Annotated in this window: 19 protein-coding genes and 5 tRNA genes; 14 read left to right on the top strand and 10 right to left on the bottom strand. The window is 72.7% G+C overall.

Annotated elements, in window-relative coordinates; all coding sequences use genetic code 11:
* Positions 1–76: 76 nt before the first annotated feature.
* The 5 genes from LZ604_RS11115 (at position 77) to LZ604_RS11095 (ending at position 588) form a co-directional block, all read left to right on the top strand.
* Positions 77–148 (top strand) — tRNA-Gln (locus LZ604_RS11115).
* A gap of 39 nt (positions 149–187) precedes the next feature.
* A tRNA-Glu gene (locus LZ604_RS11110) sits at positions 188–260 on the top strand.
* Positions 261–321: 61 nt separating this feature from the next.
* Positions 322–394 (top strand) — tRNA-Glu (locus LZ604_RS11105).
* A gap of 21 nt (positions 395–415) precedes the next feature.
* Positions 416–487, top strand: a tRNA-Gln gene (locus LZ604_RS11100).
* Between the two features lie 28 nt (positions 488–515).
* Positions 516–588: transfer RNA gene (locus LZ604_RS11095), tRNA-Glu, on the top strand.
* A 313-nt stretch (positions 589–901) separates the two neighbouring features.
* Here LZ604_RS11095 and ndgR read toward each other — a convergent pair.
* Entirely contained in the window at positions 902–1,618 is a 717-nt protein-coding gene (ndgR, locus tag LZ604_RS11090) for an IclR family transcriptional regulator NdgR (RefSeq protein WP_023546516.1), read from the bottom strand.
* A 191-nt stretch (positions 1,619–1,809) separates the two neighbouring features.
* Between ndgR and leuC the strand changes: the two genes are divergently transcribed.
* The 4 genes from leuC (at position 1,810) to LZ604_RS11070 (ending at position 5,105) form a co-directional block, all read left to right on the top strand.
* On the top strand, positions 1,810–3,240 hold the full coding sequence (leuC, locus tag LZ604_RS11085) for a 3-isopropylmalate dehydratase large subunit (RefSeq protein ID WP_234514751.1): 1,431 nt from the start codon (positions 1,810–1,812) through the stop codon (positions 3,238–3,240).
* Positions 3,241–3,246: 6 nt separating this feature from the next.
* On the top strand, positions 3,247–3,840 hold the full coding sequence (gene leuD / locus LZ604_RS11080; RefSeq protein ID WP_234514749.1) for a 3-isopropylmalate dehydratase small subunit: 594 nt from the start codon (positions 3,247–3,249) through the stop codon (positions 3,838–3,840).
* Between the two features lie 268 nt (positions 3,841–4,108).
* Positions 4,109–4,339 carry an SCO5555 family protein gene (locus LZ604_RS11075; protein ID WP_234514747.1) on the top strand — a complete coding sequence of 77 codons (231 nt, stop codon included), beginning with the start codon at positions 4,109–4,111 and terminating at the stop codon, positions 4,337–4,339.
* Between the two features lie 127 nt (positions 4,340–4,466).
* Positions 4,467–5,105: an HU family DNA-binding protein gene (locus tag LZ604_RS11070; RefSeq protein ID WP_234514745.1), complete on the top strand. Its 639-nt coding sequence runs from the start codon at positions 4,467–4,469 to the stop codon at positions 5,103–5,105.
* A 111-nt stretch (positions 5,106–5,216) separates the two neighbouring features.
* Here LZ604_RS11070 and LZ604_RS11065 read toward each other — a convergent pair whose 3' ends face one another.
* The gene (locus LZ604_RS11065) at positions 5,217–5,420 is read right to left on the bottom strand and encodes a hypothetical protein (protein WP_234514743.1); all 204 of its coding nucleotides are present in this window, start codon (positions 5,418–5,420) and stop codon (positions 5,217–5,219) included.
* Between the two features lie 61 nt (positions 5,421–5,481).
* On the bottom strand, positions 5,482–6,129 hold the full coding sequence (gene cofC, locus LZ604_RS11060) for a 2-phospho-L-lactate guanylyltransferase (protein WP_234514731.1): 648 nt from the start codon (positions 6,127–6,129) through the stop codon (positions 5,482–5,484).
* A 236-nt stretch (positions 6,130–6,365) separates the two neighbouring features.
* On the opposite strand from cofC, the gene LZ604_RS11055 reads away from it, so the two are divergent.
* Genes LZ604_RS11055 through LZ604_RS11045 form a run of 3 tightly spaced genes read left to right on the top strand, consistent with a single transcriptional unit; the run spans position 6,366 to position 9,360 of the window.
* Positions 6,366–7,136 (top strand): lysophospholipid acyltransferase family protein, encoded by a 771-nt coding sequence (locus LZ604_RS11055; RefSeq protein WP_234514728.1) that lies wholly within the window; start codon positions 6,366–6,368, stop codon positions 7,134–7,136.
* Positions 7,133–8,143, top strand: a complete 1,011-nt coding sequence (locus LZ604_RS11050) for an NAD(P)H-dependent glycerol-3-phosphate dehydrogenase (RefSeq protein WP_234514715.1) — start codon at positions 7,133–7,135, stop codon at positions 8,141–8,143. The genes LZ604_RS11055 and LZ604_RS11050 overlap by 4 nt, the downstream gene beginning before the upstream one ends.
* Before the next feature lie 59 nt (positions 8,144–8,202).
* The gene (locus LZ604_RS11045; protein ID WP_234514713.1) at positions 8,203–9,360 is read left to right on the top strand and encodes a D-alanine--D-alanine ligase family protein; all 1,158 of its coding nucleotides are present in this window, start codon (positions 8,203–8,205) and stop codon (positions 9,358–9,360) included.
* Positions 9,361–9,399: 39 nt separating this feature from the next.
* Here the strand turns inward: LZ604_RS11045 and LZ604_RS11040 are convergent, their stop codons facing one another.
* Positions 9,400–9,882, bottom strand: coding sequence for a DUF3515 domain-containing protein (locus LZ604_RS11040; RefSeq protein ID WP_234514711.1), 483 nt, complete (start codon positions 9,880–9,882; stop codon positions 9,400–9,402).
* 20 nt (positions 9,883–9,902) lie between these two features.
* Positions 9,903–10,136: an Lrp/AsnC family transcriptional regulator gene (locus LZ604_RS11035; RefSeq protein WP_028802415.1), complete on the bottom strand. Its 234-nt coding sequence runs from the start codon at positions 10,134–10,136 to the stop codon at positions 9,903–9,905.
* Positions 10,137–10,342: 206 nt separating this feature from the next.
* Between LZ604_RS11035 and LZ604_RS11030 the strand changes: the two genes are divergently transcribed.
* The gene (locus LZ604_RS11030; RefSeq protein ID WP_234514709.1) at positions 10,343–11,308 is read left to right on the top strand and encodes a thiamine-phosphate kinase; all 966 of its coding nucleotides are present in this window, start codon (positions 10,343–10,345) and stop codon (positions 11,306–11,308) included.
* A 55-nt stretch (positions 11,309–11,363) separates the two neighbouring features.
* Here LZ604_RS11030 and LZ604_RS11025 read toward each other — a convergent pair whose 3' ends face one another.
* The 3 genes from LZ604_RS11025 to rpmB all read right to left on the bottom strand — a co-directional run bounded on the left by LZ604_RS11025 (position 11,364) and on the right by rpmB (position 15,975).
* Positions 11,364–12,566, bottom strand: coding sequence for an FAD-dependent monooxygenase (locus tag LZ604_RS11025; protein ID WP_234514696.1), 1,203 nt, complete (start codon positions 12,564–12,566; stop codon positions 11,364–11,366).
* Between the two features lie 35 nt (positions 12,567–12,601).
* Entirely contained in the window at positions 12,602–15,679 is a 3,078-nt protein-coding gene (locus tag LZ604_RS11020; RefSeq protein ID WP_234514694.1) for an AfsR/SARP family transcriptional regulator, read from the bottom strand.
* A gap of 110 nt (positions 15,680–15,789) precedes the next feature.
* Positions 15,790–15,975: a 50S ribosomal protein L28 gene (gene rpmB, locus LZ604_RS11015; protein WP_003993230.1), complete on the bottom strand. Its 186-nt coding sequence runs from the start codon at positions 15,973–15,975 to the stop codon at positions 15,790–15,792.
* A gap of 313 nt (positions 15,976–16,288) precedes the next feature.
* Here rpmB and LZ604_RS11010 point away from each other — a divergent pair, with 313 nt between their 5' ends.
* Positions 16,289–17,962, top strand: coding sequence for a DAK2 domain-containing protein (locus tag LZ604_RS11010; protein WP_234514682.1), 1,674 nt, complete (start codon positions 16,289–16,291; stop codon positions 17,960–17,962).
* Positions 17,963–18,073: 111 nt separating this feature from the next.
* Here the strand turns inward: LZ604_RS11010 and LZ604_RS11005 are convergent, their stop codons facing one another.
* A complete protein-coding gene (locus LZ604_RS11005; protein WP_234514679.1) occupies positions 18,074–20,968 on the bottom strand; it encodes a tetratricopeptide repeat protein in 2,895 nt (964 codons plus the stop codon).
* Positions 20,965–22,812: an HSP90 family protein gene (locus LZ604_RS11000; protein ID WP_234514928.1), complete on the bottom strand. Its 1,848-nt coding sequence runs from the start codon at positions 22,810–22,812 to the stop codon at positions 20,965–20,967. Before LZ604_RS11000 ends, LZ604_RS11005 begins: the two co-directional genes overlap by 4 nt.
* Positions 22,813–22,958: the final 146 nt, after the last annotated feature.

Here is a 22,958-nt window from a genome sequence, read left to right as displayed (position 1 = left end):
CGCCGGGGAACGGGCCGAAAGGCCGGAACCGGAGGCGCAAGCTAGAACAAGACCCCCTCAGGGGCTTGCGTTCCAGTGGCCTATGGTGTAATTGGCAGCACGACTGATTCTGGTTCAGTTAGTCTTGGTTCGAGTCCAGGTAGGCCAGCTCGCAGAGCTCATCTGCACTCGCGGATCTCATCCGCAGGCCCCCGTTGTGTAGCGGCCTAGCACGCTGCCCTCTCAAGGCAGTAGCGCCGGTTCGAATCCGGTCGGGGGTACAGATCCTTCCCGCGAGGACAGCCGGGTCGCTCCCGCCGTCGTCGATGCAGGATCGCTAGGGCCCCCGTTGTGTAGCGGCCTAGCACGCCGCCCTCTCAAGGCGGTAGCGCCGGTTCGAATCCGGTCGGGGGTACTGTCTGGTCTAAACCATCATTGGTCTATGGTGTAATTGGCAGCACGACTGATTCTGGTTCAGTTAGTCTTGGTTCGAGTCCAGGTAGACCAGCTCGGATCTGCGGAAACGTAAGATCCTCGCCCCCGTTGTGTAGCGGCCTAGCACGCCGCCCTCTCAAGGCGGTAGCGCCGGTTCGAATCCGGTCGGGGGTACACGGCTCGCAGGGCCTCCACTTCGGTGGAGGCCCTGCGGCGTTTCCCGGCCCGGCCAACTGCGAGGACGGTACGAGGACTTCGGTGTCCCCGGCGCATGGGCGGCGGCCTCCACGTGATCCCTGTGATCAGGGTTTCTCATGGGGCATGGGTTGCTGGTGTCACTGATACGGCTGAATTGGACGGATGGGGCAGGTGTGGTCGACGTGCCTTCTGTGGTGAGGCGCCCGGACCACCGGGCGCCCCGCCCGCCTGCGCCGGAAAAGAGCCTGCCGCGGCGTTGAGGCCGGCCCTCCTCCGTGCTCGGCGACGGTCAGCCGGAGCGGCGCAGCGCCTCGGAGAGGCGGGCGGCCGCGTCGATGACGGCCTGCGCGTGCATCCGGCCGGGGTGGCGCGTCAGGCGCTCGATGGGCCCGGAGACGGACACCGCGGCCACCACGCGGTTGGAGGGTCCGCGTACGGGCGCGGACACGGACGCCACGCCCGGCTCGCGCTCACCGATGGACTGGGCCCAGCCCCGTCGCCGTACGCCCGACAGGGCCGTCGCCGTGAAGCGGGCGCCCTGCAGGCCGCGGTGCAGCCGCTCGGGCTCCTCCCAGGCCAGCAGGATCTGCGCCGAGGAGCCGGCTTTCATCGTGAGGGTGGAGCCCACCGGAACCGTGTCCCGCAGACCGGAAAGGCGCTCCGCGGCGGCGACGCAGATGCGCATGTCCCCCTGGCGGCGATAGAGCTGCGCGCTCTCGCCCGTGACATCACGCAGGTGGGTCAGCACCGGACCCGCCGTCGCCAGCAGGCGGTCCTCGCCCGCCGCCGCGGCCAGCTCCGCCAGCCGGGGGCCGAGAATGAAACGGCCCTGCATGTCGCGCGCCACCATGCGGTGGTGCTCCAGTGCCACGGCCAGGCGGTGGGCCGTGGGTCGTGCCAGTCCGGTGGCGCCGACCAGACCCGCGAGGGTGGCCGGACCGGACTCCAGAGCGCTCAGGACGAGGGCCGCCTTGTCCAGAACGCCGACGCCGCTACTGTTGTCCATGCAACGATACTCACGTCTCACTCTGTGAAACGCAAGTTCAATTTTCCGTGGGACGCGCCACCCTGGAAGTCACGACGGCCCGCGGACCAACGGGCCCGGCGGCACACGCCCGGAAACCCGGGGGACGGGCGCTGCCACCCCCAAGATCTCTAGTGGGGCCGGCACACACGTGCCCGGCCGGAGGGAAAGCGATGGGTAGGACACTCGCGGAGAAGGTCTGGGACGACCACGTCGTCCGGCGCGCCGAGGGCGAGCCCGACCTCCTCTACATCGATCTGCACCTGCTGCACGAGGTGACCAGCCCCCAGGCCTTCGACGGCCTGCGCAAGAGCGGGCGCCAGGTGCGGCGGCTCGACCTGACCATCGCCACCGAGGACCACAACACCCCGACCCTCGACATCGACAAGCCCATCGCGGACCCCGTCTCCCGCGCGCAGCTGGAGACCCTGCGCAAGAACTGCGCCGAGTTCGGTGTGCGCCTGCACCCGCTGGGCGACGTGGAGCAGGGCGTCGTGCACGTCGTCGGCCCGCAGCTGGGCCTGACCCAGCCGGGTACGACCGTCGTCTGCGGCGACTCCCACACCTCCACGCACGGAGCCTTCGGTGCGCTGGCGTTCGGCATCGGCACCTCCCAGGTCGAGCACGTGCTCGCCACCCAGACGCTGCCGATGGCCCGCCCGAAGACCATGGCCATCACGGTCGACGGCGAGCTGCCCGAGGGCGTCACCGCCAAGGACCTCATCCTGGCGATCATCGCGAAGATCGGCACCGGTGGCGGCCAGGGCTACGTCCTGGAGTACCGCGGCCCGGCCATCGAGAAGCTCTCGATGGAGGCCCGCATGACCATCTGCAACATGTCCATCGAGGCCGGTGCCCGCGCGGGCATGATCGCCCCCGACGAGACGACCTTCGCCTACCTCAAGGGCCGTCCGCACGCCCCCGAGGGCGCCGACTGGGACGCCGCGGTCGAGTACTGGAAGACCCTGCGGACCGACGACGACGCGGAATTCGACGCCGAGGTGCGGATCGACGCCGCCGAGCTGTCCCCGTTCGTCACCTGGGGCACCAACCCGGGCCAGGGTGCTCCGCTTTCGGCCTCCGTCCCCGACCCGGCTTCGTACGAGGACGCTTCGGAGCGCCTGGCCGCCGAAAAGGCCCTGGAGTACATGGGGTTGGCGGCCGGACAGCCGCTGCGGTCCATCAACGTGGACACCGTCTTCGTAGGCTCCTGCACCAACGGCCGCATCGAGGACCTGCGCGCCGCGGCCGAGATCCTCCGGAGCCGCAAAGTCGCCGACGGCGTACGGATGCTGGTCGTCCCGGGCTCCGCGCGGGTGGGCCTGCAGGCCGTCTCCGAGGGCCTGGACGTGGTCTTCAAGGAGGCCGGCGCCGAATGGCGGCACGCGGGCTGCTCGATGTGCCTGGGCATGAACCCGGACCAGCTGGCCCCGGGCGAGCGCTCCGCGTCCACCTCCAACCGCAACTTCGAGGGCAGGCAGGGCAAGGGCGGCCGTACGCACCTGGTCTCGCCGCAGGTCGCCGCCGCGACGGCGGTCCTGGGCCACCTGGCGTCCCCCGCCGACCTGTCCGACGCCGACACTCGTACGCCCGCTGGAGTCTGAGAAGTCATGGAAGCATTCACCACGCACACCGGGCGGGCCGTCCCGCTGCGCCGCAGCAACGTCGACACCGACCAGATCATCCCCGCCCACTGGCTCAAGAAGGTGACCCGGGACGGGTTCGAGGACGGGCTGTTCGAGGCCTGGCGCAAGGACCCCGAGTTCGTGCTCAACCGCCCGGAGCGGCAGGGTGCGACCGTCCTGGTCGCGGGCCCCGACTTCGGCACCGGCTCCTCCCGTGAGCACGCCGTCTGGGCGCTGCAGAACTACGGCTTCAAGGCGGTGATCTCCTCCCGCTTCGCCGACATCTTCCGGGGCAACTCGCTCAAGAACGGCCTGCTCACGGTCGTGCTGGAGCAGAAGACCGTGGACGCGCTGTGGGAGCTCACGGAGAAGGACCCGCAGGCCGAGATCACGGTCGACCTCCAGGCCCGCGAGGTGCGCGCCGAGGGCATCACCGCCGCCTTCGAACTGGACGAGAACTCCCGCTGGCGGCTGCTGAACGGCCTCGACGACATCTCCATCACCCTCCGGAACGAGGCCGACATCGCCGCGTACGAGGCGGGACGCCCCGCCTACAAGCCGCGGACGCTCCAGGTCTGACACCGGGGCCACCCGCACGGGCTGGTTTCGGCCACCGCAACACCTGTCTGTACCCCCAATCGTGGACGGTTGGGGGTACAGCCGTATCCGGCCCCGGGCGGGTCCGGCGCGCCGCCTGGCGGCGAGCCAACTGCGCTGGTTACACAGGTCATTGCCGGGGTACCCGCTGCTCGACGACACCGGGTGTCCGGGTCCCCGGAAGGCGGCGGAGAGGCGGTAGTTGCCCCCAGCGGGGGCGACAACTCGCCCCAGATGGCACAATCTGTGCATGGACAACGACGGCCAACTCGAGCTCTATACGGCGGTCGCGGCCCAACTCAAGGAAGCGCACTCCAGGGTGCGCGCACTGCAAGTCCCGGAGGGCGTACGGATGGCGCTGACCCGGAAGCTGCTGGTCATTACGGCCGCGGCCAAGCACGATCCCGCCGAAGCGGCCCGGCGTCTCGCACGGTTCGTGACCGGCCTCGACGAGGGCCGAATCCCCGAAGACGAACTCTGAGACGGCCGAGTCGGTTGCGGCACAAGGGTGATTAGCCCGTTTCGTGTTTGATTTGCGGTATATATCTGCCTAACGTGCGAAAAAGCTTGAACACTTTCGTTCTGGCGATGTCTCCGAAGGGGAAGACGTGAACAAGGCGCAGCTCGTAGAAGCGATTGCCGACAAGATGGGCGGTCGCCAGCAGGCCGCCGATGCTGTCGACGCGGTCCTGGACGCCATCGTCCGCGCGGTCGTCGGAGGCGACCGGGTCTCGGTCACCGGCTTCGGTTCGTTCGAGAAGGTGGAGCGTCCTGCCCGGTACGCCCGCAACCCCCAGACGGGCGAGCGGGTTCGGGTCAAGAAGACCTCCGTGCCGCGCTTCCGCGCGGGCCAGGGCTTCAAGGACCTGGTCAGCGGCACGAAGAAGCTGCCGCGCGGGGGCGAGGTCTCCGTGAAGAAGGCGCCCAAGGGCAGCCTCCAGGCCGGCGGCGCGGCGGCCACGGTCAAGAAGGCCGCGGCCAAGAAGACCACCGCCAAGAAGGCGGCCCCGGCGAAGAAGGCCGCTGCGAAGAAGGCGGCCCCCGCGAAGAAGACCACGGCGGCGGCGAAGAAGACCACCGCGAAGAAGACGACCGCCAAGAAGACCACCGCGGCCGCGAAGAAGACGACCGCCAAGAAGACCACCGCGAAGAAGGCGGCGGCCAAGAAGGCCCCGGCGAAGAAGGCCCCGGCCAAGAAGTCCACGGCACGCAAGACCACTGCCAAGAAGACCACCGCCCGCCGTTAACGGGGCGCACGGGCACCTACGCGCCGGGCCGGGCTCCCAGGGGGAGCCCGGCCCGCGGTGCGTTGCGGGGCATGCGCGGAAAGTGCACGGCGACGATCGGCGGCGGCCTGCTCAGAAGGTGTGCAGGGTCACCAGCGTGATACGCCGGGCCTCGCCCTCGCCCTCCATCTCGATCCGGACCCGCTGCCCCGGGCGCAGCAGCCTGAGCCCGCCCGCGTCGAACGCGGGCGCGTCGAAGGGGACGGGGGTGCCGTCGTCGAGCAGCACCTGGCCGGTGCGGCTCTCGGCGTCGTAGGTGTACGCGGTCGCCTGCATGACGGCAGCCTATCGACCGTTCCGCGCCCCTCGCGGCCCGTTCCCGGGCCGGAGCCCCACGTCAGCCCGCAGGCTGCCCCGGGATCAGCAGCCGGGCCGCCGCGGCCGCCGTACGCGGGCCCACACCCAGGGCCAGGGCCGCACGCAGATCGTCCCCGGTGTCCACGTCCTGACGTACGGAGTCCACCGCCTCAAGGGCGATTTCCACCGCACCCGAGGCGCGGTGCCGTACCCGTGAATCCATACCGAATGCGGGCAGCAATTCCCGACCGGGAGCCGCGGCGAGCAGAGTCGTACCGATTCCCGCGGCATCGGGCAGAAAAGCGCGCGGGAATTCGGCGGCCGTATCCAGGACCCGGGCCAATTCCACCGCGCGCAGCGCCGGGAGATCGGCGTTCAGCGCCGCCACGGCGGCGCCGGGCCGGGCCGCCCGTACCACCCCCGCCGCATGCGCGAGCGCGGCGTTCAGACCGTCCGCCGGCTCGTCCGCGACGACCCGGGCACCCAGGGCCGCCAGCTCGCGCCCGGCCAGTGGATCGCCCGTGACGACCGCCACATCGCGCACCGCGGCGCAGTCGAGCGCGGCGGCCACCGTGTCCTGGGCGAAGGCGAGGGCGAGGGCGGGACGCAGACCGTCCGCCGCGGTGTCCGAGAGCCTGCTCTTCGCCCGCGCAAGGGCTTTCAGGGGTACGACCACAGTCCACTGCACGAGCGCTCCGTCCCTGTCTTGGCGCGTCCATTGTCACCCGGATCCCCCCGGGGAACCGACGGCCCTGGCGGCGGTCGAGACGGGGAAAAGGCGTGCGAAGCCCCATGCAACGGCGGTCGGCGGAGACGGGCGGGCGTACCGTGTTCTCGACAGACGGGCGGCCTGGGGCGACACTTGTGCGGCCCCCAGCCCCAGCCCCGGGCCTGATCGCCGGGTCCCTAGAGGAAGGTGTCCGCGTGCCCCGCCGCAGAATCGGCTTCTGGTACCGCTTTGCAGCGGTCCTCTGCAAACCGCCGCTGGTGGTTCTGCTCAAGCGGGACTGGCGCGGAATGGAGAACATTCCGGCCGAGGGCGGATTTATCACCGCGGTGAACCACAATTCGCATGTGGACCCGTTCGCCTACGCGCACTACCAGTACAACACCGGGCGCGTTCCTCGTTTCCTGGCCAAGAGCGGTCTTTTCAAGAAGGGATTCGTCGGCGCCGCGATGCGCGGGACCGGGCAGATCCCCGTCTACCGCGAGACGACGGACGCCCTCAGCGCCTTCCGGGCCGCGATCGACGCGGTGGAGCGCGGCGAGTGCGTCGCCTTCTACCCCGAGGGCACCCTCACCCGGGACCCGGGCGGCTGGCCGATGACCGGCAAGACCGGTGCCGCCCGCGTCGCGCTGGAGACCAAGTGCCCGGTGATCCCCATCGCCCAGTGGGGAGCCAACGAGCTGCTGCCGCCCTACGCCAAGAAGCCGAACCTCTTTCCGCGCAAGACCCACCATGTGCTCGCGGGCCCGCCCGTGGACCTCTCGCGCTTCTACGACAAGGAGATGTCCCCCGAGCTTCTGAAGGAGGCCACGGAGGTCATCATGAAGGCCATCACCCGCCAGCTGGAGCAGATCCGCGGCGAGAAGGCGCCCGAGAAGCCGTACGACCCGCGCGAGGTGCGCATCCAGCAGCGCCGCCGCAGTGCCGCCCAGGAGATGGCACGCCAGAAGGAGGGGCAGGGCAAGTGAGCAAGCCGGTCAAGGCGGCCGTGTTCGGAACGGGATCGTGGGGGACGGCCTTCGGCATGGTGCTCGCCGACGCCGGGTGTGAGGTCACCCTGTGCGCGCGCCGCAGCGCACTCGTCGAGGCGGTCAACTCCACCCGTACGAACCCGGACTACCTGCCGGGCGTCGAACTGCCCGAGAACCTCAGGGCCACCACGGACCCGGCCGAGGCCGCGCGTGGGGCGGACTTCACCATACTTGCGATCCCTTCGCAGACCCTGCGCGGGAACCTCGCCGAGTGGACGCCGCTGCTCGCGCCCCACACGATCCTCGTCTCCCTGATGAAGGGCGTCGAACTCGGCTCGGCCATGCGGATGAGCGAGGTCGTCGAGGACGTCGCCAAGGTCGGACCGGAGCGCGTCGCCGTCGTCACCGGGCCCAACCTGGCCCGCGAGATCGCCGCCCGGATGCCGGCCGCCGCCGTGGTGGCCTGCACCGACGAGGCCGTCGCCCAGCGCCTCCAGAGCGTCTGCCACACCCCGTACTTCCGGCCGTACACCAACACCGACGTCGTCGGCTGCGAACTCGGCGGTGCGGTCAAGAACGTCATCGGCCTCGCGGTCGGCATCGCGGACGGCATGGGCCTCGGCGACAACGCCAAGGGCTCTCTCATCACGCGCGGGCTCGCCGAGACCACCCGGCTCGGCCTCGCCATGGGCGCCGACCCGCTGACCTTCTCCGGGCTCGCGGGCCTCGGCGACCTGGTGGCCACCTGCTCCTCGCCGCTGTCGCGCAACCACACCTTCGGCACCAACCTGGGCAAGGGCATGACGCTCGAGGAGACCATCGCGGTCACCCGGCAGACCGCCGAGGGTGTCAAGTCCTGTCAGTCCGTGCTCGATCTGGCCGGCAGGCACGGCGTCGACATGCCCATCACGGAAACGGTCGTCGGCATCGTGCACGAGGGCAAGCCCCCGGTCGTCGCCCTCAAGGAGCTGATGTCGCGCAGCGCGAAGCCAGAACGACGCTGAGCGACCCGGTCCGGCGGACGCTGTCTCAGGGCCCTACCACCGGGTACTCTCATCGCGATATGAGCACCGAGAACCTCCCCCAGAGCCCTGGGCAGCGCCCTCGCAAGCCGCGCGTCGCCGTCGTCTACGGCGGCCGCAGCTCCGAACACGGTATCTCCGTGGTCACGGCCGGTGCCGTGCTGCGCGCCATCGACCGGACGAAGTACGACGTCCTGCCGATCGGTATCACCCGGGACGGCCGTTGGGCGCTCACCGCCGACGAGCCCGAGCGGATGGCGATCGCCGACCGCCGTACGCCCAGCGTCGAGGAACTCGCCGAGTCGCAGGAGGGCGGCGTCGTGCTGCCCGTCGACCCCAAGAACCGCGAAGTCGTCTACAGCGAGCCCGGTTCGGTGCCCAAGGCACTGGGCGAGGTCGACGTCGTCTTCCCGGTGCTGCACGGCCCCTACGGCGAGGACGGCACCGTCCAGGGCCTGCTGGAGCTGTCCGGTGTGCCGTATGTGGGCTCCGGAGTCCTCGCCTCCGCCGTCGGCCAGGACAAGGAGTACATGAAGCGCGTGTTCACCTCGTTCGGGCTCGAGGTCGGCCCGTACGTGGTGATCCGCCCGCGCGAGTGGGAACGCGACGAGTCCGCCGCCCGCAAGAAGATCGTCGACTTCGCCGGCGAGCACGGCTGGCCGCTGTTCGTGAAGCCCGCGCGCGCGGGTTCGTCGATCGGCATCACCAAGGTCGACGACCTCTCTGGTCTCGACGAGGCGATCGCGGAGGCCCGGCGTCACGACCCCAAGATCCTCGTGGAGGCCGCGGTCAGCGGACGCGAGATCGAATGCGGTGTGCTGGAGTTCGAGGACGGCCCGCGCGCCTCGGTGCCGGCCGAGATCCCGCCGCCGGACGCGCACGCGTACTACGACTTCGAGGCCAAGTACATCGACTCCACCCCCGGCATCGTGCCCGCGCCGCTGACCGACGAGCAGACCGCCGAGGTCCAGCGGCTCGCCGTGCGGGCGTTCGAGGCCGCGTCCTGCGAGGGGCTGGTCCGCGCGGACTTCTTCCTCACAGGGGACGCGAAGTTCGTGATCAACGAGATCAACACGATGCCCGGTTTCACACCGATCTCCATGTACCCGCAGATGTGGCAGGCGAGCGGCATCGGCTACGCCGAGCTGGTCGACCGCCTGATCCAGGCGGCGCTGAACCGTTCGACGGGCCTGCGGTAGCACCGTTCGGCGGGCCCGCGGCAGGAGCGGGACGACCTCTCAGCCGGCGATCCCCTTGGGGATCGCCTTCTTGACGGCGGGCGCCAGACCGACGAGCGGTGCCACCCCGCCCTCCGTGCGTGCCTTGCCCAGGTTCACCTCGACGTATGCCCGGCGCAGCGTGGTGGTGAAGCGGAACGAGCCGTCGTCCCGCTTCTGCAGGAGCCAGCCCACACCGTCGACCTCCACGCCGTCGGCCTCGGGGTCGTCCATCTCCGCGGGCCTCACCACGCCGCAGCGCAGTATGATCGCCGGGCTTCCCCAGCCCGCCGTCAGTGCGGACCGGGGCTCGGGATCGTTCCGCTCGAGGCCGTCCACCTTCCGCGGCAGCACCTCGTCCAGGTTCCGGCACAGCTGTGCGACCTTCGCGTCCGGGCTGGGAACCGCCGCCGAGGGGCTGCCGTCGCTTGAGGAACAGCCCGCCGCGGCGATCAACAGGGCGAGAGCGGGCAGTCCGAGGAGCCGGTGACGGAAGAAGTGCACCGGCCAAGGGTAGACGGGGGCTACAGGTGCACCACCGGGCAGGTCAGGGTTCGGGTGATGCCATCCACCTGCTGGACCTTCGCGACCACCATGCGGCCCAGCTCGTCGACGGTGTCGGCCTGAGCGCGCACGATGACGTCATAGGGACCCGTCACGTCCTCGGCCTGGATGACCCCAGGGATCTTGCTGATCGTCTCGGCGACGGTCGACGCCTTGCCGACCTCCGTCTGGATCAGGATGTACGCCTGTACCACGGAACCTCCAGGGCGGCCACGAGGATCATGTGGGGGAAAGGGACGCCACGGTATCGCGTTGCCGCTTGCCGCGGGGAGACCCGCGGGGGCTGTGGCGTGAGCACCGGGGAACACCCGCGACACAAGTTGACGGTCGACTCGACCGTACCGGCGGCGACGACGGCTCGCGACCGCGCGCGGCAGGCAAGAGAAGGGGACGTACGACGATGAAGGGCACCGTGGGCGAGCTGGGCGAGTTCGGGCTCATCAGGGAGCTCACCGCGCGGCTCACCACCACCCCGGCGGTCCGGCTCGGCCCCGGCGACGACGCCGCGGTGGTGGCAGCACCCGACCGCCGGGTGGTGGCGAGCACCGACATCCTGCTGGAGGGCCGGCACTTCCGCCGGGACTGGTCGACGGCGTACGACGTCGGGCGCAAGGCGGCCGCGCAGAACCTCGCGGACATCGCCGCGATGGGCGCCGTGCCGACCGCTCTGCTGCTCGGTCTCGTCGTCCCGGCCGAACTGCCCGTCACCTGGCCCACCGAGCTGATGGACGGCCTGCGCGACGAGTGCCAGGTCGCGGGCGCGGCCGTGGTGGGCGGCGATGTCGTACGCGGCGACACCATCATGGTCTCGATCACCGCGCTCGGGGATCTGCGCGGCCACGAGCCGGTCACCCGGGCCGGTGCCCAGTCCGGCGACGTGGTCGCCGTCACCGGCTGGCTCGGCTGGTCCGCGGCCGGGCACGCGGTGCTCTCCCGCGGGTTCCGCTCGCCGCGCGCGTTCGTCGAGGCGCACCGGCGCCCCGAGCCGCCGTACCACGCGGGGCCGGCCGCCGCCGGGCTCGGCGCGACCGCCATGTGCGACGTCAGCGACGGGCTCATCGCCGACCTCGGGCACATCGCGGAGGCCAGCAAGGTGCGCATCGACATCAGCTCCGGCGCCATCGACATCCCCTCCCAGATGAACGACATCGGGCAGGCCGTGGGCGTCGATCCCATCCAGTGGGTGCTCACGGGCGGCGAGGACCACGCGATCGTGGCGACCTTCCCGCGGGACGTGAAGCTGCCCGCGCGCTGGAAGGTGATCGGCGAGGTCCTCAACCCCTCCGCGCTGCCCCAGGTGACGGTCGACGGGGCGCCGTGGACCAGCAAGGGCGGCTGGGACCACTTCGGAGACATCGAGATGTAGTCGCCCGGCTCGTGCGCGTTGGGGACGCCTGACCCACCGCGGGCGGCCGGTGCCCTCACGCGGGGTACTCGGGCAGCTCGATGTCCGTCGCCGCCTTCTCCGTCAGCCGTTTGAAGAACCCGGCGAGCAGACGCGAGCTGAGCAGCCGGTACATCCGGTCCCGGCTGCGGATCCGCCGCTCGGTCGCCGGGGCGAAGAACGGGCCCGCGTTGCCGGAGATCTTCTGGCAGCCCTTGGCGAAGTCACGGATCCGTGCCTCGTACGCGGCCAACGCCGTGCGGTGGTCGCCGCGGGCCAGCGCGAGTTCGCCCGCCAGGACATAGGCGCCGACGACCGCCGCACCGGTGCCCATCCCGCCCATCGTGGCGCCGTACCCGGCGTCCCCGAGCAGCACCACGCGCCCCTTGGCCAGCCGGTCGATGTGGATCTGGGCGATCGCGTCGAAGTACAGGTCGTCCGCCGTCTCCAGGGCCTTCAGCACCGCGGGCGTCTCCCAGCCCATCCCCGCGAACCGCTCGGCGAGGATCCTCTTCTGCGCGGCGACGTCCCGGCGGTCGTACGCGAGCTGCTCGGACCGGAAGACGAGCAGGGCGCCGGCGCGGTCCGGGTCACCGTCGTAGTTGCCGATGACGACCGCGCGGCCGGGCTCGCTGTAGACGCGCCCGGTGCGGTCCAGGCCCAGGTGGTTGGGGATGTCGAAGCCGGCCACATAGTGGTCGAAGAAGCGCAGATGGCGGGACTCGTCGCCGAAGACCAGGCGGCGGGTGTGCGAGTGCAGCCCGTCCGCGGCGACGACCAGGTCGAAGCGGCGCGGCGCGGCGCGCTCGAAGGTGACGTCGACGCCTTCGGAGGTGTCGGTGAGCGTGGCGATGGAGTCGCCGAACACGTACTCCACGCGGTCCTTGGTGTGCTCGTACATGATCCGTGCGAGGTCACCGCGGAAGATCTCCACATCGCCGCTCATCATCTCCGCCGGCAGATCCACGCGCGGGGTGCCGTCGGCACCGACCACGGTCTGCCGTCCCATGTGGGTCTGGTGGTCGTGGACGTCGTCCCAGATGCCCATCGCGGTCAGCACCCTGCGGTGCACATGTCCACGGAAGTCGACCGCGAAGCCGCCCTCGCGCAGGGCCGGCGCCTTCTCGACGACGGTGACGCGGGCACCGTACCGGGCGAGGTTCAGGGCGACGGCGGGTCCCGCGACGCTGGCGCCGGAAACGAGGACGGTCAGGTGGCCGAGGTCGGGTGTGTTCGTCATGCGAAGGAGCTTCGGCGACGGCGCTGACCGTGCTCCTACCGTTCGCTGACCGCCGCTGACCGCAGACGCCGTCCCTGGTCGAAGGCCTCTTCATAGGCTTTCGGGGACAGCTTTTCGCGGGTGGCCCGAAGGGTGCGTACGACATCGGGGTCGCCCGGGAGCGGCGCGCCCCGCAGGCCCGTGGCGGCGCCGAGCAGCTCGGCCGCGCGCTCGGGCGACTCGGCGACCGACGCCAATGCCTCGGCGGCCGCGGCGAGTTCCAGCACGCTCGTCCCCTCTCCGGCGAGCCCGGCGGCCTGCCCGAACCAGGCGCGGGCCTCCTCCGTCCGCCCCTCGGCGGCCGATGTGCGGCCGAGCCCGATCAGGATGCGGACGCTCTCGCCGACGCTGAACCAGTTGGCGGCACACGCCTGAAGGGCCCTCTCGTACTCCACGCGCGCCCGGGCGGTGTCCCCGGTCAGCCGGGCCAGGTCGCCGAGGCCCCGGCGGGCGCTCGCCTCCTTGTCGGGCACACCGGCCGCGCGGGCGAGGCCGGCCGACTGCTCGAAGTGCGCGGCCGCCTCCTCGAAGTCGCCCCGGTGCAGCAGCGCGGTCGCCCGGGCGCGCAGCAGGTCCGCGGTCTCCTCGGGCGCCTCCAGCTCCCGGACGTGCGTCAGGCCCTCGTCGAACAGCTCCAGCGCCCGCCCGTACTCGCCGCGCCCGTCGGCGAAGCCGCCCAGCGGATCGAGGCAGTTGGCCATGCCCCAGCGGTCACCGGTCGCGCGGAAGCCGGCCAGGGCCCGGGCGAAGGCGGCCTCGGAGTCGCCGGGTCGGCCCGCGAACTGTGCCTGGTAGGCGAGCCCCACATCGAGCAGTGCGCGGCCCCACGGGTCGTCGCCGAGCCGGACGGCCTCGAGTGCCGTGTCGGCGGTGAGCAAGGGGCCTCCGCAGAGCGCCCAGAGCACCATCGTGAACGGCAGCCGCAGCGGCCGGTCCAGGGCGCGCAGGATCTCGGAGATGCGCGCGACGCGGCCGGGTTCCGCCGGGTCGTCGCCGCGTCCGGTGACCGTGTTCATCGCGCACAGGGCGTACTCCTCGGCGAGCCCCTCGGGAGGTTCGTCGCCTACCGCCGCCAGCAGCGCGAGGGCGACGGGCACCTGTTCGCCGTGCGGGCCGCGCAGCCGCCAGAACCAGGAGAGGTGAGCCATGAGGCGCAGCGCGTCCTCGGGGGCCGTGGCCACCAGGTGGCGCAGGGCCGCGTCCAGATTGCCGTGCTCGGCGGTCAGCCGGGCCAGCCAGGTCAGCTGCTCGCCGCCGCGGATGTACGGCTCCGCCCGCTCGGCCAGCCGCAGGAAGTACGCGGCGTGCGCGTCCCGCAGCCGCTCCCGCTCACCGGCCGCGGCCAGGTGCTCGGCGGCGAACGCGCGGATGGTCTCCAGCATCCGGTAGCGCCCGTCCGCCACCTCGAGGAAGGACTTCTCGGCCAGCGACGCCAGGAGGTCCTCCGGGTACGGCACACCGCACACCGCCTCGACCGCGCAGAGCGTGGCGCCACCCGGGAACACCGACAGCCGCCGGGCCAGCTCCCGCTCCTCGTCGTCCAGCAGGTCCCAGCTCCACTCCACGACCGCGCGCAGGGTGCGGTGCCGGGGCGCCTTGGTGCGGTCGCCCCGGGACAGCAGCCGGAACCGGTCGTCCAGGCGGTCGGCCAGCTCCTCCGGGGTCAGCGTGCGCAGCCGGGCCGCGGCCAGTTCGATCGCCAGCGGCAGTCCGTCGAGCGCGGCGCAGACGTCCGCCACGCGCGCATGCCCGTCGAAGCCGGGACGTACGGCGCGGGCCCGGTCCAGGAAGAGCCCCATCGCCTGCTCGGGGGGCAGCGGCGGCACCGGGCAGAGCACCTCCCCGGTGATGCCCAGCGCCTCGCGTCCGGTCGCCAGGATCCGTACGCGGGGGCAGGAGCCGAGGACGAGGGCGGCCCACCGTGCCGCGTCCTCCACGAGGTGCTCGCAGTTGTCGAGCACCAGCAGCAGCTCCCGGTCCTCAAGAACGGCCAGCAGCCGATCGCCGGCGTCGGCGGCGGGCCCCCGGAACCCCTCGCGCACACCGAGCGCGGCCAGCACCGCGTACGGGATCCGGGAGCCGTCGGTCAGGGGGGCGAGCTCGACGAAGCAGACGTCGGGTGTGGTGGCCCGGGCCCTGGTGCCGGGGGCGCCGCCGGTGTCGCCCCGGCCCTCGGCGTACCTGAGTGCCGCCTCCGTCGCCAGGCGGGTCTTGCCCGCGCCGCCCGGGCCGGTGAGGGTGACCAGCCGGGTGCCGGACGAGGCGAGCAGGGTCCGGATACGGGCGAGTTCCGGGGCCCGGCCGACGAAGCGGGTCAGCTGGGCGGGCAGGCGGCCGCCCTGGGCGGGCCCGGTGCCGCGCAGCAGCTCCCGGTGCAGACCGGACAGCTCGGGGGAGGGGTCGGCGCCGAGCTGCTCGGCGAGCGTGCGACGGGCCTCCTCGTACACCGTGAGCGCCTCCGCGGACCGCCCGCCCGCGTGCAGGGCCCGCATCAGCAGTGCGTACAGCCGCTCGCTCAGCGGGTGGACGGCGAGCAGTTCGCGCAGCTCGGGCACGAGGCGGGGTCCGGCGCCGAGCGCGAGGTCCGCCTCGGCGCGGTCCTGCACGGCGGCCAGCCGCAGCTCCTCCAGGCGGACCCGCCCGGCGGGCGCGCCGGGCAGATCGGCTAGGGCGGGGCCGCGCCACAGGCCGAGGGCCTCCCGCAGCACGGCCGCGGCCCCGTGGTGGTCACCGGCCGCCAGAGCCGAGGCGCCCTCCCGGGCGAGCCGCTCGAAGCGGTGGGCGTCCACGGTGTCGGGGGAGACGGAGAGCCGGTAGCCGGTGGCGGTCGCCTCGATCCGCGTGTGCGGGGCCAGCCGCTTGCGGAGGCGGGAGATCTGCGACTGGAGCGCGTTGGCCCGGCCCGCGGGCGGCTCCTCGCCGTACAGACCGTCGGCGAGGCGCTCGGTGGACACGGTCCGGCCCGCGTCGAGGAGCAGCAGGGTCAGCAGTGCGCGGGGGCGGGGGCCGCCCGGGTCTAGGGGGGTTCCGTCTCCGGTGCGGACGTCGAGGGGGCCGAGGATGCCGAAGCGCATGGGGCGGATTCTGGCAGGCGGCGGCCGTGCGGGCACAGCAGAAAGCCGGCCCACGTCAGTGGACCGGCTCTGTGCAGCGAACCAGCGGTGGCCGCGCGCTTAACTGGGCGTCAGCGCGAGACCTTGCCGGCCTTGATGCACGAGGTGCAAGCGTTCACGCGCTTCGGCGTCCCGCCCACCACGGTACGCACACGCTGGATGTTCGGGTTCCAGCGGCGGGACGTACGGCGGTGCGAGTGCGAGATGTTGTTGCCGAAGCCCGGCCCCTTGCCGCAGACGTCGCAGTTGGCAGCCACGGGTCACTCCAAAGACTTCAGATGCACTTACGGTTGATCCCGGCATGCCGGGATCGAGATCATAGGATCTGAGTGGCTCTGCCGGGGGAAAAGCCCGACCTGGATCGGGCAACCGGAGCAGCATACAACGGCTGCGCCCGTACAACGAAACTACCACGGCCGCCCCGCAGCCGGGTCCGGGCCCCGGAACGGCTCGGATCCGCAGCCGGCCGTGCCGGGGCCCTGGCGCCGGACGTCCGCCCGGCCCTCTTCCGGGCCGTACCCGCTGTGGGTCTACGCTGCGTCCCACGTCCAGCAGCTCAAGGAGGCGCAGGTGGCGCAGGTGCCGCAGCCATTGGATGCCCTCGCGGTGCGCACCTGGTGCGGTCTCGCGCTCAAGGCGCTGGGACGGGCGCGCGAGGAGATCGACGCGATCAACGTCTATCCCGTGGCCGACGGGGACACCGGCACGAATCTCTATCTGACCGTGGAGTCGGCCGCCGCGGCCGTCGAGGCGGTCTTCGCCGGATACGAGGCGGGCGGCACCGAGCGGCCGACGCTCGCCGACGCCGTGCGGGCCATGGCGCACGGCGCGCTCATCGGGGCCCGCGGCAACTCGGGGACGATCCTCGCGCAGCTCCTGCGCGGCATGGCCCAGGTGCTCGCCGCCGACGGTGAGAGCGCTCACACCGACGCCCGGAGACTGCGCCTCGCGCTGCGGAGGGCGGCCGACTCCGCGCGGCACGCCGTCGCCCACCCCGTGGAGGGCACCGTCCTGACGGTCGCCTCGGCCGCCGCGGACGCGGCCGTCGGCGCGAAGGAGAACTGCGCCGGCGTCGCCCGGGCGGCGTACGAGGGAGCGCGGGCGGCCCTCGCGGAGACCCCTGGGCAGCTGGCGGTCCTGGAGCGTGCCGGTGTCGTCGACGCCGGCGGCCGGGGTCTGGTGGCGGTGCTCGCCGCCCTCGTGGAGACCTTCACGGGGGAGGCACCACCGGTCCCCGGCGGTCCGGGGGCCTACGCGCGCGTGAACGGCGACTTTCGGGTCGGCTCCGAGGAGTGCGCGGGCGCCCCGGCGGACGGCGGCGGCCCCGCCTACGAGGTGATCTACCTCCTCGAGGCCGACGACGAGGCCGTGGCACGGCTGCGGGAGCGGCTCGACGCGCTCGGCGACTCACTGGTCGTGGTCGGCGGCGACGGGCTGTGGAACGTCCATGTGCACCTCGACGACGCGGGCGCCGCCGTCGAGGCGGGCGTCGAGGCCGGGCGGCCGTACCGGATCCGGATCACGCACTTCGCCGCCGGCGACGTGCACACCACGCGTGCCGCGCGGCCGCCGCGCGAGCGGGCCCAGCGTGCGGTGGTGGCGGTCGTGCCGGGCGAGGGCCTGGCCGGGCTGTACCAGGAGGCCGGGGCGACCACCGTGCTCGCCCGGCCCGGAGAGCCGCCGGCGAGCGGCGAACTGGTGCAGGCGGTGCGGCGGGCGCACGCGCGCGAGGTGGTGCTGCTGCCCAACGACGCGGACCTGCGCCACACCGCGGCCGCGGCGGCCGAGCAGGCCCGTACGGAGGGGATCCGCGTGGCGCTGATCCCGACCCGGTCCGCGGTGCAGGGGATCGCGGCGCTGGCCGTCCACGAGCCGGAGCGGCGCTTCGACGAGGACGTCGTGGCGATGACGTCGGCGGCGGGGGCGACCCGTTACGCCGAGGTCGCGGTCGCCGAACGCCAGTCCTGGACGATGGCGGGCATCTGCCAGGCCGGGGACGTCCTCGGCCTGATCGACGGCGACGTCGCGGTCATCGGCTCGGACGTCACGGCGACCGCCGAGACCGTCCTGGACCGGATGCTGGCGGCGGGCGGCGAGATGGTCACGCTGGTTCTGGGCGACGAGGCCCCCGAGACGGTCGCGGCGCATCTGGAGGCCCGGGTGCGCGAGTCGTACCTGGCGGTCGACACGGTGGTCTACCGGGGCGGGCGGCAGGGGCCGCTGCTGCTGATCGGCGTGGAGTGAGGTGAACGGCCGGCGCCGGTTCTCCGGCCGTCGGGGCAGGGCAGCAGGCGGCGCGCACCCGGCGGTGCGCGCCGGGTGCCCGTCCGCGATCACGGGCACCCGGCACGGGCGTCACTCCTTGCGCTGCGCGTCCAGCGCCTCGAGCAGCCGTTCCGCCTCGGCGCGCCGTGCCCGCACCGGCTCGGCGCCGCCGTCGGCGCCCTCGTACGCCGACAGCACCGCACGCGCGCGTGCCGACGCCGCGTCCGGGCGGCCAAGGTCGGCCTCCAGCCATCCCGCGGCCAGTTCGGCGCCGGTGCGCGGGCCGAGGGCGACCGCCCCGAGGGACGCGAAGACCGCGATCGCCTCCACGATGTGTCCGAGGGCCTCCTCGAAGGCCGCCCGCAGCGTGCCCTCGTCCGTGCCCTCTGCGGCCGACCGGGCGACCAGATCGCCGAACTGGCGGTGGGTGTGGCCGAGTTCGGTGACCAGCCGGATCCGCGCCTCGTCGTCCTCGGGCGAGCCGGACTCGCATACCCCGGCCGCCTCCGCCATCAGCTCCCGGGCCGCGTCCAGGCCCCCCTCCCCGCGAGCGGCGAGCCAGGCACGGGCACGCAGGGCGCGCACCAGGCCGTGGGTGTTGCCGAGGCCGCGCCACAGGTCCGCGGCGCGGGCGTAGGCCCGGTCCGCCTCCTCCGGCAGGTCCGCGTGGCCCAGCGCCTCCGCGGCCAGATGCGCCAGCATGGCGTGGTCCCGCTGCTCCGGCCAGTGCCGGGCGATCTCGGCTGCCCGCAGCCACCGCTCGGCGGCGTCCCGGTGCTCGCCCAGCTCCGTGTGGCAGTCGCCGAGCCACCACTGCGTCTGCACGATCGCGCCCTCGCCGTGCGTCTCCGCGGTCAGATCGGGCAGTGCCGACTCCAGCACCTCGGCCGCCTCCGCGAACCGGCCCTGCCGCAGCAGCAGACCGCCCAGCTGGTGCCGCGCCCACGCGCCCAGCGTCGGGCCCTCGCCGGCCTCGTCGGCCCAGTGGGCGGCCTCCAGGGCGTGCTCCGCGGCCTCCGCGACCCGTCCCGAGGTACTCAGCGCCTCCGCCAGCCCCAGGTGCAGCTGCGCCTGCCCGGCGGGCTCCAGATGCCCCTGACCGTGCTCCAGCGCCGCGCGGGCCGCCCGCTCGCCGCCCTCCGGGTCGTCCAGCTGCCGCGCGAGATGGGCCAGCCGTGCCTCGTGCTCCACCGCGAACCAGGGCAGGCCCGCCGCCACGTACTCCTCGGCCGCCCGCCGCAGCAGCTCCGCCGCCGCCTCCGCGTCCCCGGCCCGCCCGGCCAGTTCCGCGAGCATGGCCGTGGCCTCCGCGGCCCGGGACGCCAGACGTATCTCGGCCGTGTGCGGCCCGGCGAACGCCAGCAGCTCCCGTACGGCCTCCTCGGCGGCCCCGGCGGAGCCCTCGTCCTCCTCCAGCCGGTGCATCAGGATGCGGGCCCGCCCCACCAGGACGGATGCGGTCTGCCGTACCCCCGTACCGCCTTCCTCGAAGAGGGCGAGGGCCTCCTGCCGCAGCCCGGTGATCTCCTCCAGCGCCCGGTCGGAGTGGCCCGTCAGGGCGCGGACGAACGCGGCACGCGCGCGTGCCGCCAGCGCCTCACCCGGGTCGCCCGCCGCCGCGTAGAGCTCGGCCGCGCGCTCGAAGGACTCGGCGCCCTCCGGGCCCCGGCCGATCGCCTCGTGGTCGGCGAGGTCCGCGCGGTCCCGGGCATCCAGCTCGCGGCCCTCCGCCGCTCGCGCCACCGCCGCCCACGCGTCCACTGCCTGTGGATCCATGGCGTCCGACAGCCGCCGCGCCTCGGCGAGCAGCGCCGGAAGGTCCCGCTCCGGAACCGGCGCGGCAGGCACCGGTGCGGGCGCGGGCGCCGGGCGGGCCGTTCGCACGCCGAGCGGCAGCCGGTCCATCAGCGGACGGCGGTCCATCCGCTCCCGGGTGCGCTGACCGACGTAGGCCGTCCCGTTGCGCGCATCGAAGCGGGCGGCGAGCGCCAGCGCTTCCTCGCGCGCGTGGGCGGCGAGTTCCCGGGCGGTCCACTCCCGGCCCGCCGGGCCCGGCACCGCCTGCCCGCCGAGCCCCAGCGCGACCAGCCGGTCCATCAGCAGGGTCACCACCGCCAGGAAGTCCAGCCTGCTGCGCGGCTCCCCGGGGTCCGTGAAGTACGCCGGACGCTCGGCCAGCAGTTCCAGACCGCGGGCCTCGTTGCCGGTCAGCGCGCAGAACTCCACATGGTCGGCGTACGAGCTGCGCATGCTCTCCATGCCCCGCACCAGCCGGAACCCGCGCAGGTGGTGCCCCCGCGCCTCGTCCGGACGGCCCAGGCGCAGCAGTGGCAGCAGCGAGGAGGCCAGGACGGCGTGCGGCTCGTGCGCGCACACGTACTCCCCGTCCAGCACGGGCCGCCACAGCTCCAGCGCCCGCTCGTCCTCGCCCTTGCGCGCCTGCCACCACCCCTGGTCGTGCAGCTCGCACGCATGGCAGTCGGCCATCTCGTCACGGTCGGCGGCCAGCCATGCGGCGTACGCCCGTTCGGCGCGATCCAGGTCACCGATGTGCGCGGCGACGCTGAACTCCGCGCTGCGTACGGCGCGTTCGGAGTGGCCGGCGAGCCGGTAGCGGTGCTCCATCTCGCCGAGCCACTTCTCCATGGAGGCGAGCGGGATGTGCGGCTGGCCCAGCATGCCCGCCGACATCCACTTGAAGACCCAGTGCAGCGAGTGGGTCTCGTACTCGTCGAAGTCCTCCGGGCGCTCGTCCCACATGCGCAGCAGTCGCGCGAAGGGGACGAACATCTTGTCCTTCTCGGAGCTGTAGTTGTAGACCTTCAACTGGTGCCCGAGCGCCTCGATCACGGCCAGCGGAATGTTCAGTTTCTCCGCCTCCGCGAGCAGTTGCTCCGCGCGCGCGTTGCGCGCCGGGCCCTCCGGCTGCTCGTAGTTGTCCGCCATCGCCCGGCGCAGCGAGTCGAAGTCCATGACCTGGCTCATCGGGAGCCGTCCTTGGGGGAGTCGGTGTGGGTGGCCCATTCGAGCAGGCCGATGAATGCCCGGTTCAGCAGCGCGGAGTCCGCCGGCCGCAGCGGGCGCTGGGCCATCAGCAGGGCCTGCCCGTAGAGGGACTCGGTGGCGGTGCCGATCAGCTCCGGGTCGCACAGGGAGCCGATCCTGCGGATCAGCGGGTTGAGGTGGTTGAGGACCAGACGCGCGCGCGGAGCGCTGCCACGCAGCGATCCGAGGATCCCCGCCCACAGGTCGTCGGCCTGCTCCTCGGCCTCCGCGCGGGCCTGCTCGTGGCGGGTCGCCCGGTCGTCCAGGTGCAGGGCGGGCACGGACAGGGGGTGGAACGCGCGCAGGACGACATCGCAGCCGAGCGGGTCGAGTCTGGCGCGTGCCGCTCCCAGGAAGGCCGACAGCGCCAGCTCCTCGGCCGGGTCCACCGCGTCCAGGTGCGCGGTCACGGTGTCCGCGTCCAGCTCCGCGACCACCGTCCCCGGGCGCACCGACGGCAGGGCCTGCACCAGTTCGCTGTCGTAGGTGTAGCCGCCGTTGACCACTCCGACGCCCTGCGCGGACGCGATCGGCGCGACCTGCCGGTACTCCTCCACCGTGCGCGTGAAGTGCACGACCGGGTGCCGCTGTGCGAACTCCTCCAGGGACAGCCGCCCGTCCGTGGTCTCGAAGGGGAGCCACGGCAGCATCGTGCGCAGCATCTCCCCGTCGTGCCGCGCGAGCGACTTCACCCCCAGGTAGTGCACGGACAGGAAGGCGGCCAGGCGCTCGGGGTCGCCGGCCGCGAGCCCGGTCAGCCAGGAGCGGATGCGCTCCCCCAGCGCCTCCCGCACGGCTGCCAGCGTCTCGTCCTCGTACAGCGACTCGCGGGAGGCCGTGGGTCGCAGACTGTCCGTGTCGAGGACACAGCGCACGAAGAACGCCCAGTCGGGCAGCAGCTGTTCGGCCCGCTCGGTCAGCAGCATGCCCTTCAGATGCACCCGGTGGCTCGCCCGCTGCGCCGGGCTGACCGCGCTCGGCAGCACATAGGCCACCCCCCGCACCCCGGCGAGCGGCACGTCCAGGTCGATCGAGTCCAGCGGTGTGAAACCGAACAGGTCGTGACAGTGGCGCGCCAGGGCCACCCTGCGGGTTGAGGGGGAGGGGTATGCGCGGTCCCAGGGCGCGGGCAGCTCCGTGACCGGCTCGTCGCCGACCCGGACGTCGTACGGCAGCAGCGAACCGAAGTCCCGTGCCAGGGACCGCACCCGGTCCGCCGAGAGCCAGTCCGCGGCTCCGGGGCGCGCCACCAGGTGCACCGTCGTGCCGGGTTCGGGCCGGGCGTCCGGCGGCAACGTCCGCACGACATAGGACCCGTCGTCGGTGGCCGTCCACTCCACGGGCGCCGCGTCCGGCGTACGGGCGCTGCGGCTGACGACCCGGATGCGCTCGGCGACCACGAAACAGGCGAGCAGCCCGATGCCGAACTGGCCCAGGAAGTCGGACCGGGCCTCCTGAAGCCCCTCGGCCCGCTTGGAGCTGCGCCCGATGGTGGCGAGCAGGCTGTGCACGTCGGACTCGGTGAGCCCGACACCCGTGTCCTCCACGCGCAGGCTGCCGCCGTCCGCGTACAGCCGGACGGCGGCCGGCGCGTCCGGCTGTTCGGCGCGGCGGGCGGTGATGGCGTCCACGGCGTTCTGCAGCAGCTCGCGCAGGTAGACCTTGGGACTGGAGTACAGGTGATGGGAGAGCAGGTCCACCAGACCGCGCAGGTCGACCTGAAACGTATGGGGTGATTGTGGTGACTGAGGTGACTGAGATGCCTTTGAGGTCTGGGAGTCCATCGTCACGGCGCCGCGGGTGGGGGATGGTCGACGGCGCGGGGTCGGGCGGTCCCGGTGGGGCGGTGACCGCGGGGGGCGAGCCGGAAGGATGGGTCATCCTAGGCCGCGAACCACCCCGCTGACCAGCGGATTTGCAAGACGTATAC

This window comes from Streptomyces glomeratus, from assembly GCF_021462825.1.
GTDB lineage: Bacteria > Actinomycetota > Actinomycetes > Streptomycetales > Streptomycetaceae > Streptomyces > Streptomyces glomeratus.
The sequence above is the reverse complement of the archived record's forward strand: the minus strand, read 5'-3'. Positions and strand labels throughout refer to the sequence as shown.

What these genes read in the sequence shown, in the direction of transcription:
- ndgR (WP_023546516.1), bottom strand. Translation starts at nt 1,618, where the DNA reads ATGGACAACAGTAGCGGCGTCGGCGTTCTGGACAAGGCGGCCCTCGTC.
- leuC (WP_234514751.1), top strand. Translation starts at nt 1,810, where the DNA reads ATGGGTAGGACACTCGCGGAGAAGGTCTGGGACGACCACGTCGTCCGG.
- leuD (WP_234514749.1), top strand. Translation starts at nt 3,247, where the DNA reads ATGGAAGCATTCACCACGCACACCGGGCGGGCCGTCCCGCTGCGCCGC.
- LZ604_RS11075 (WP_234514747.1), top strand. Translation starts at nt 4,109, where the DNA reads ATGGACAACGACGGCCAACTCGAGCTCTATACGGCGGTCGCGGCCCAA.
- LZ604_RS11065 (WP_234514743.1), bottom strand. Translation starts at nt 5,420, where the DNA reads ATGCAGGCGACCGCGTACACCTACGACGCCGAGAGCCGCACCGGCCAG.
- LZ604_RS11045 (WP_234514713.1), top strand. Translation starts at nt 8,203, where the DNA reads ATGAGCACCGAGAACCTCCCCCAGAGCCCTGGGCAGCGCCCTCGCAAG.
- LZ604_RS11030 (WP_234514709.1), top strand. Translation starts at nt 10,343, where the DNA reads ATGAAGGGCACCGTGGGCGAGCTGGGCGAGTTCGGGCTCATCAGGGAG.
- LZ604_RS11025 (WP_234514696.1), bottom strand. Translation starts at nt 12,566, where the DNA reads ATGACGAACACACCCGACCTCGGCCACCTGACCGTCCTCGTTTCCGGC.
- LZ604_RS11020 (WP_234514694.1), bottom strand. Translation starts at nt 15,679, where the DNA reads ATGCGCTTCGGCATCCTCGGCCCCCTCGACGTCCGCACCGGAGACGGA.
- LZ604_RS11005 (WP_234514679.1), bottom strand. Translation starts at nt 20,968, where the DNA reads ATGAGCCAGGTCATGGACTTCGACTCGCTGCGCCGGGCGATGGCGGAC.
- LZ604_RS11000 (WP_234514928.1), bottom strand. Translation starts at nt 22,812, where the DNA reads ATGGACTCCCAGACCTCAAAGGCATCTCAGTCACCTCAGTCACCACAA.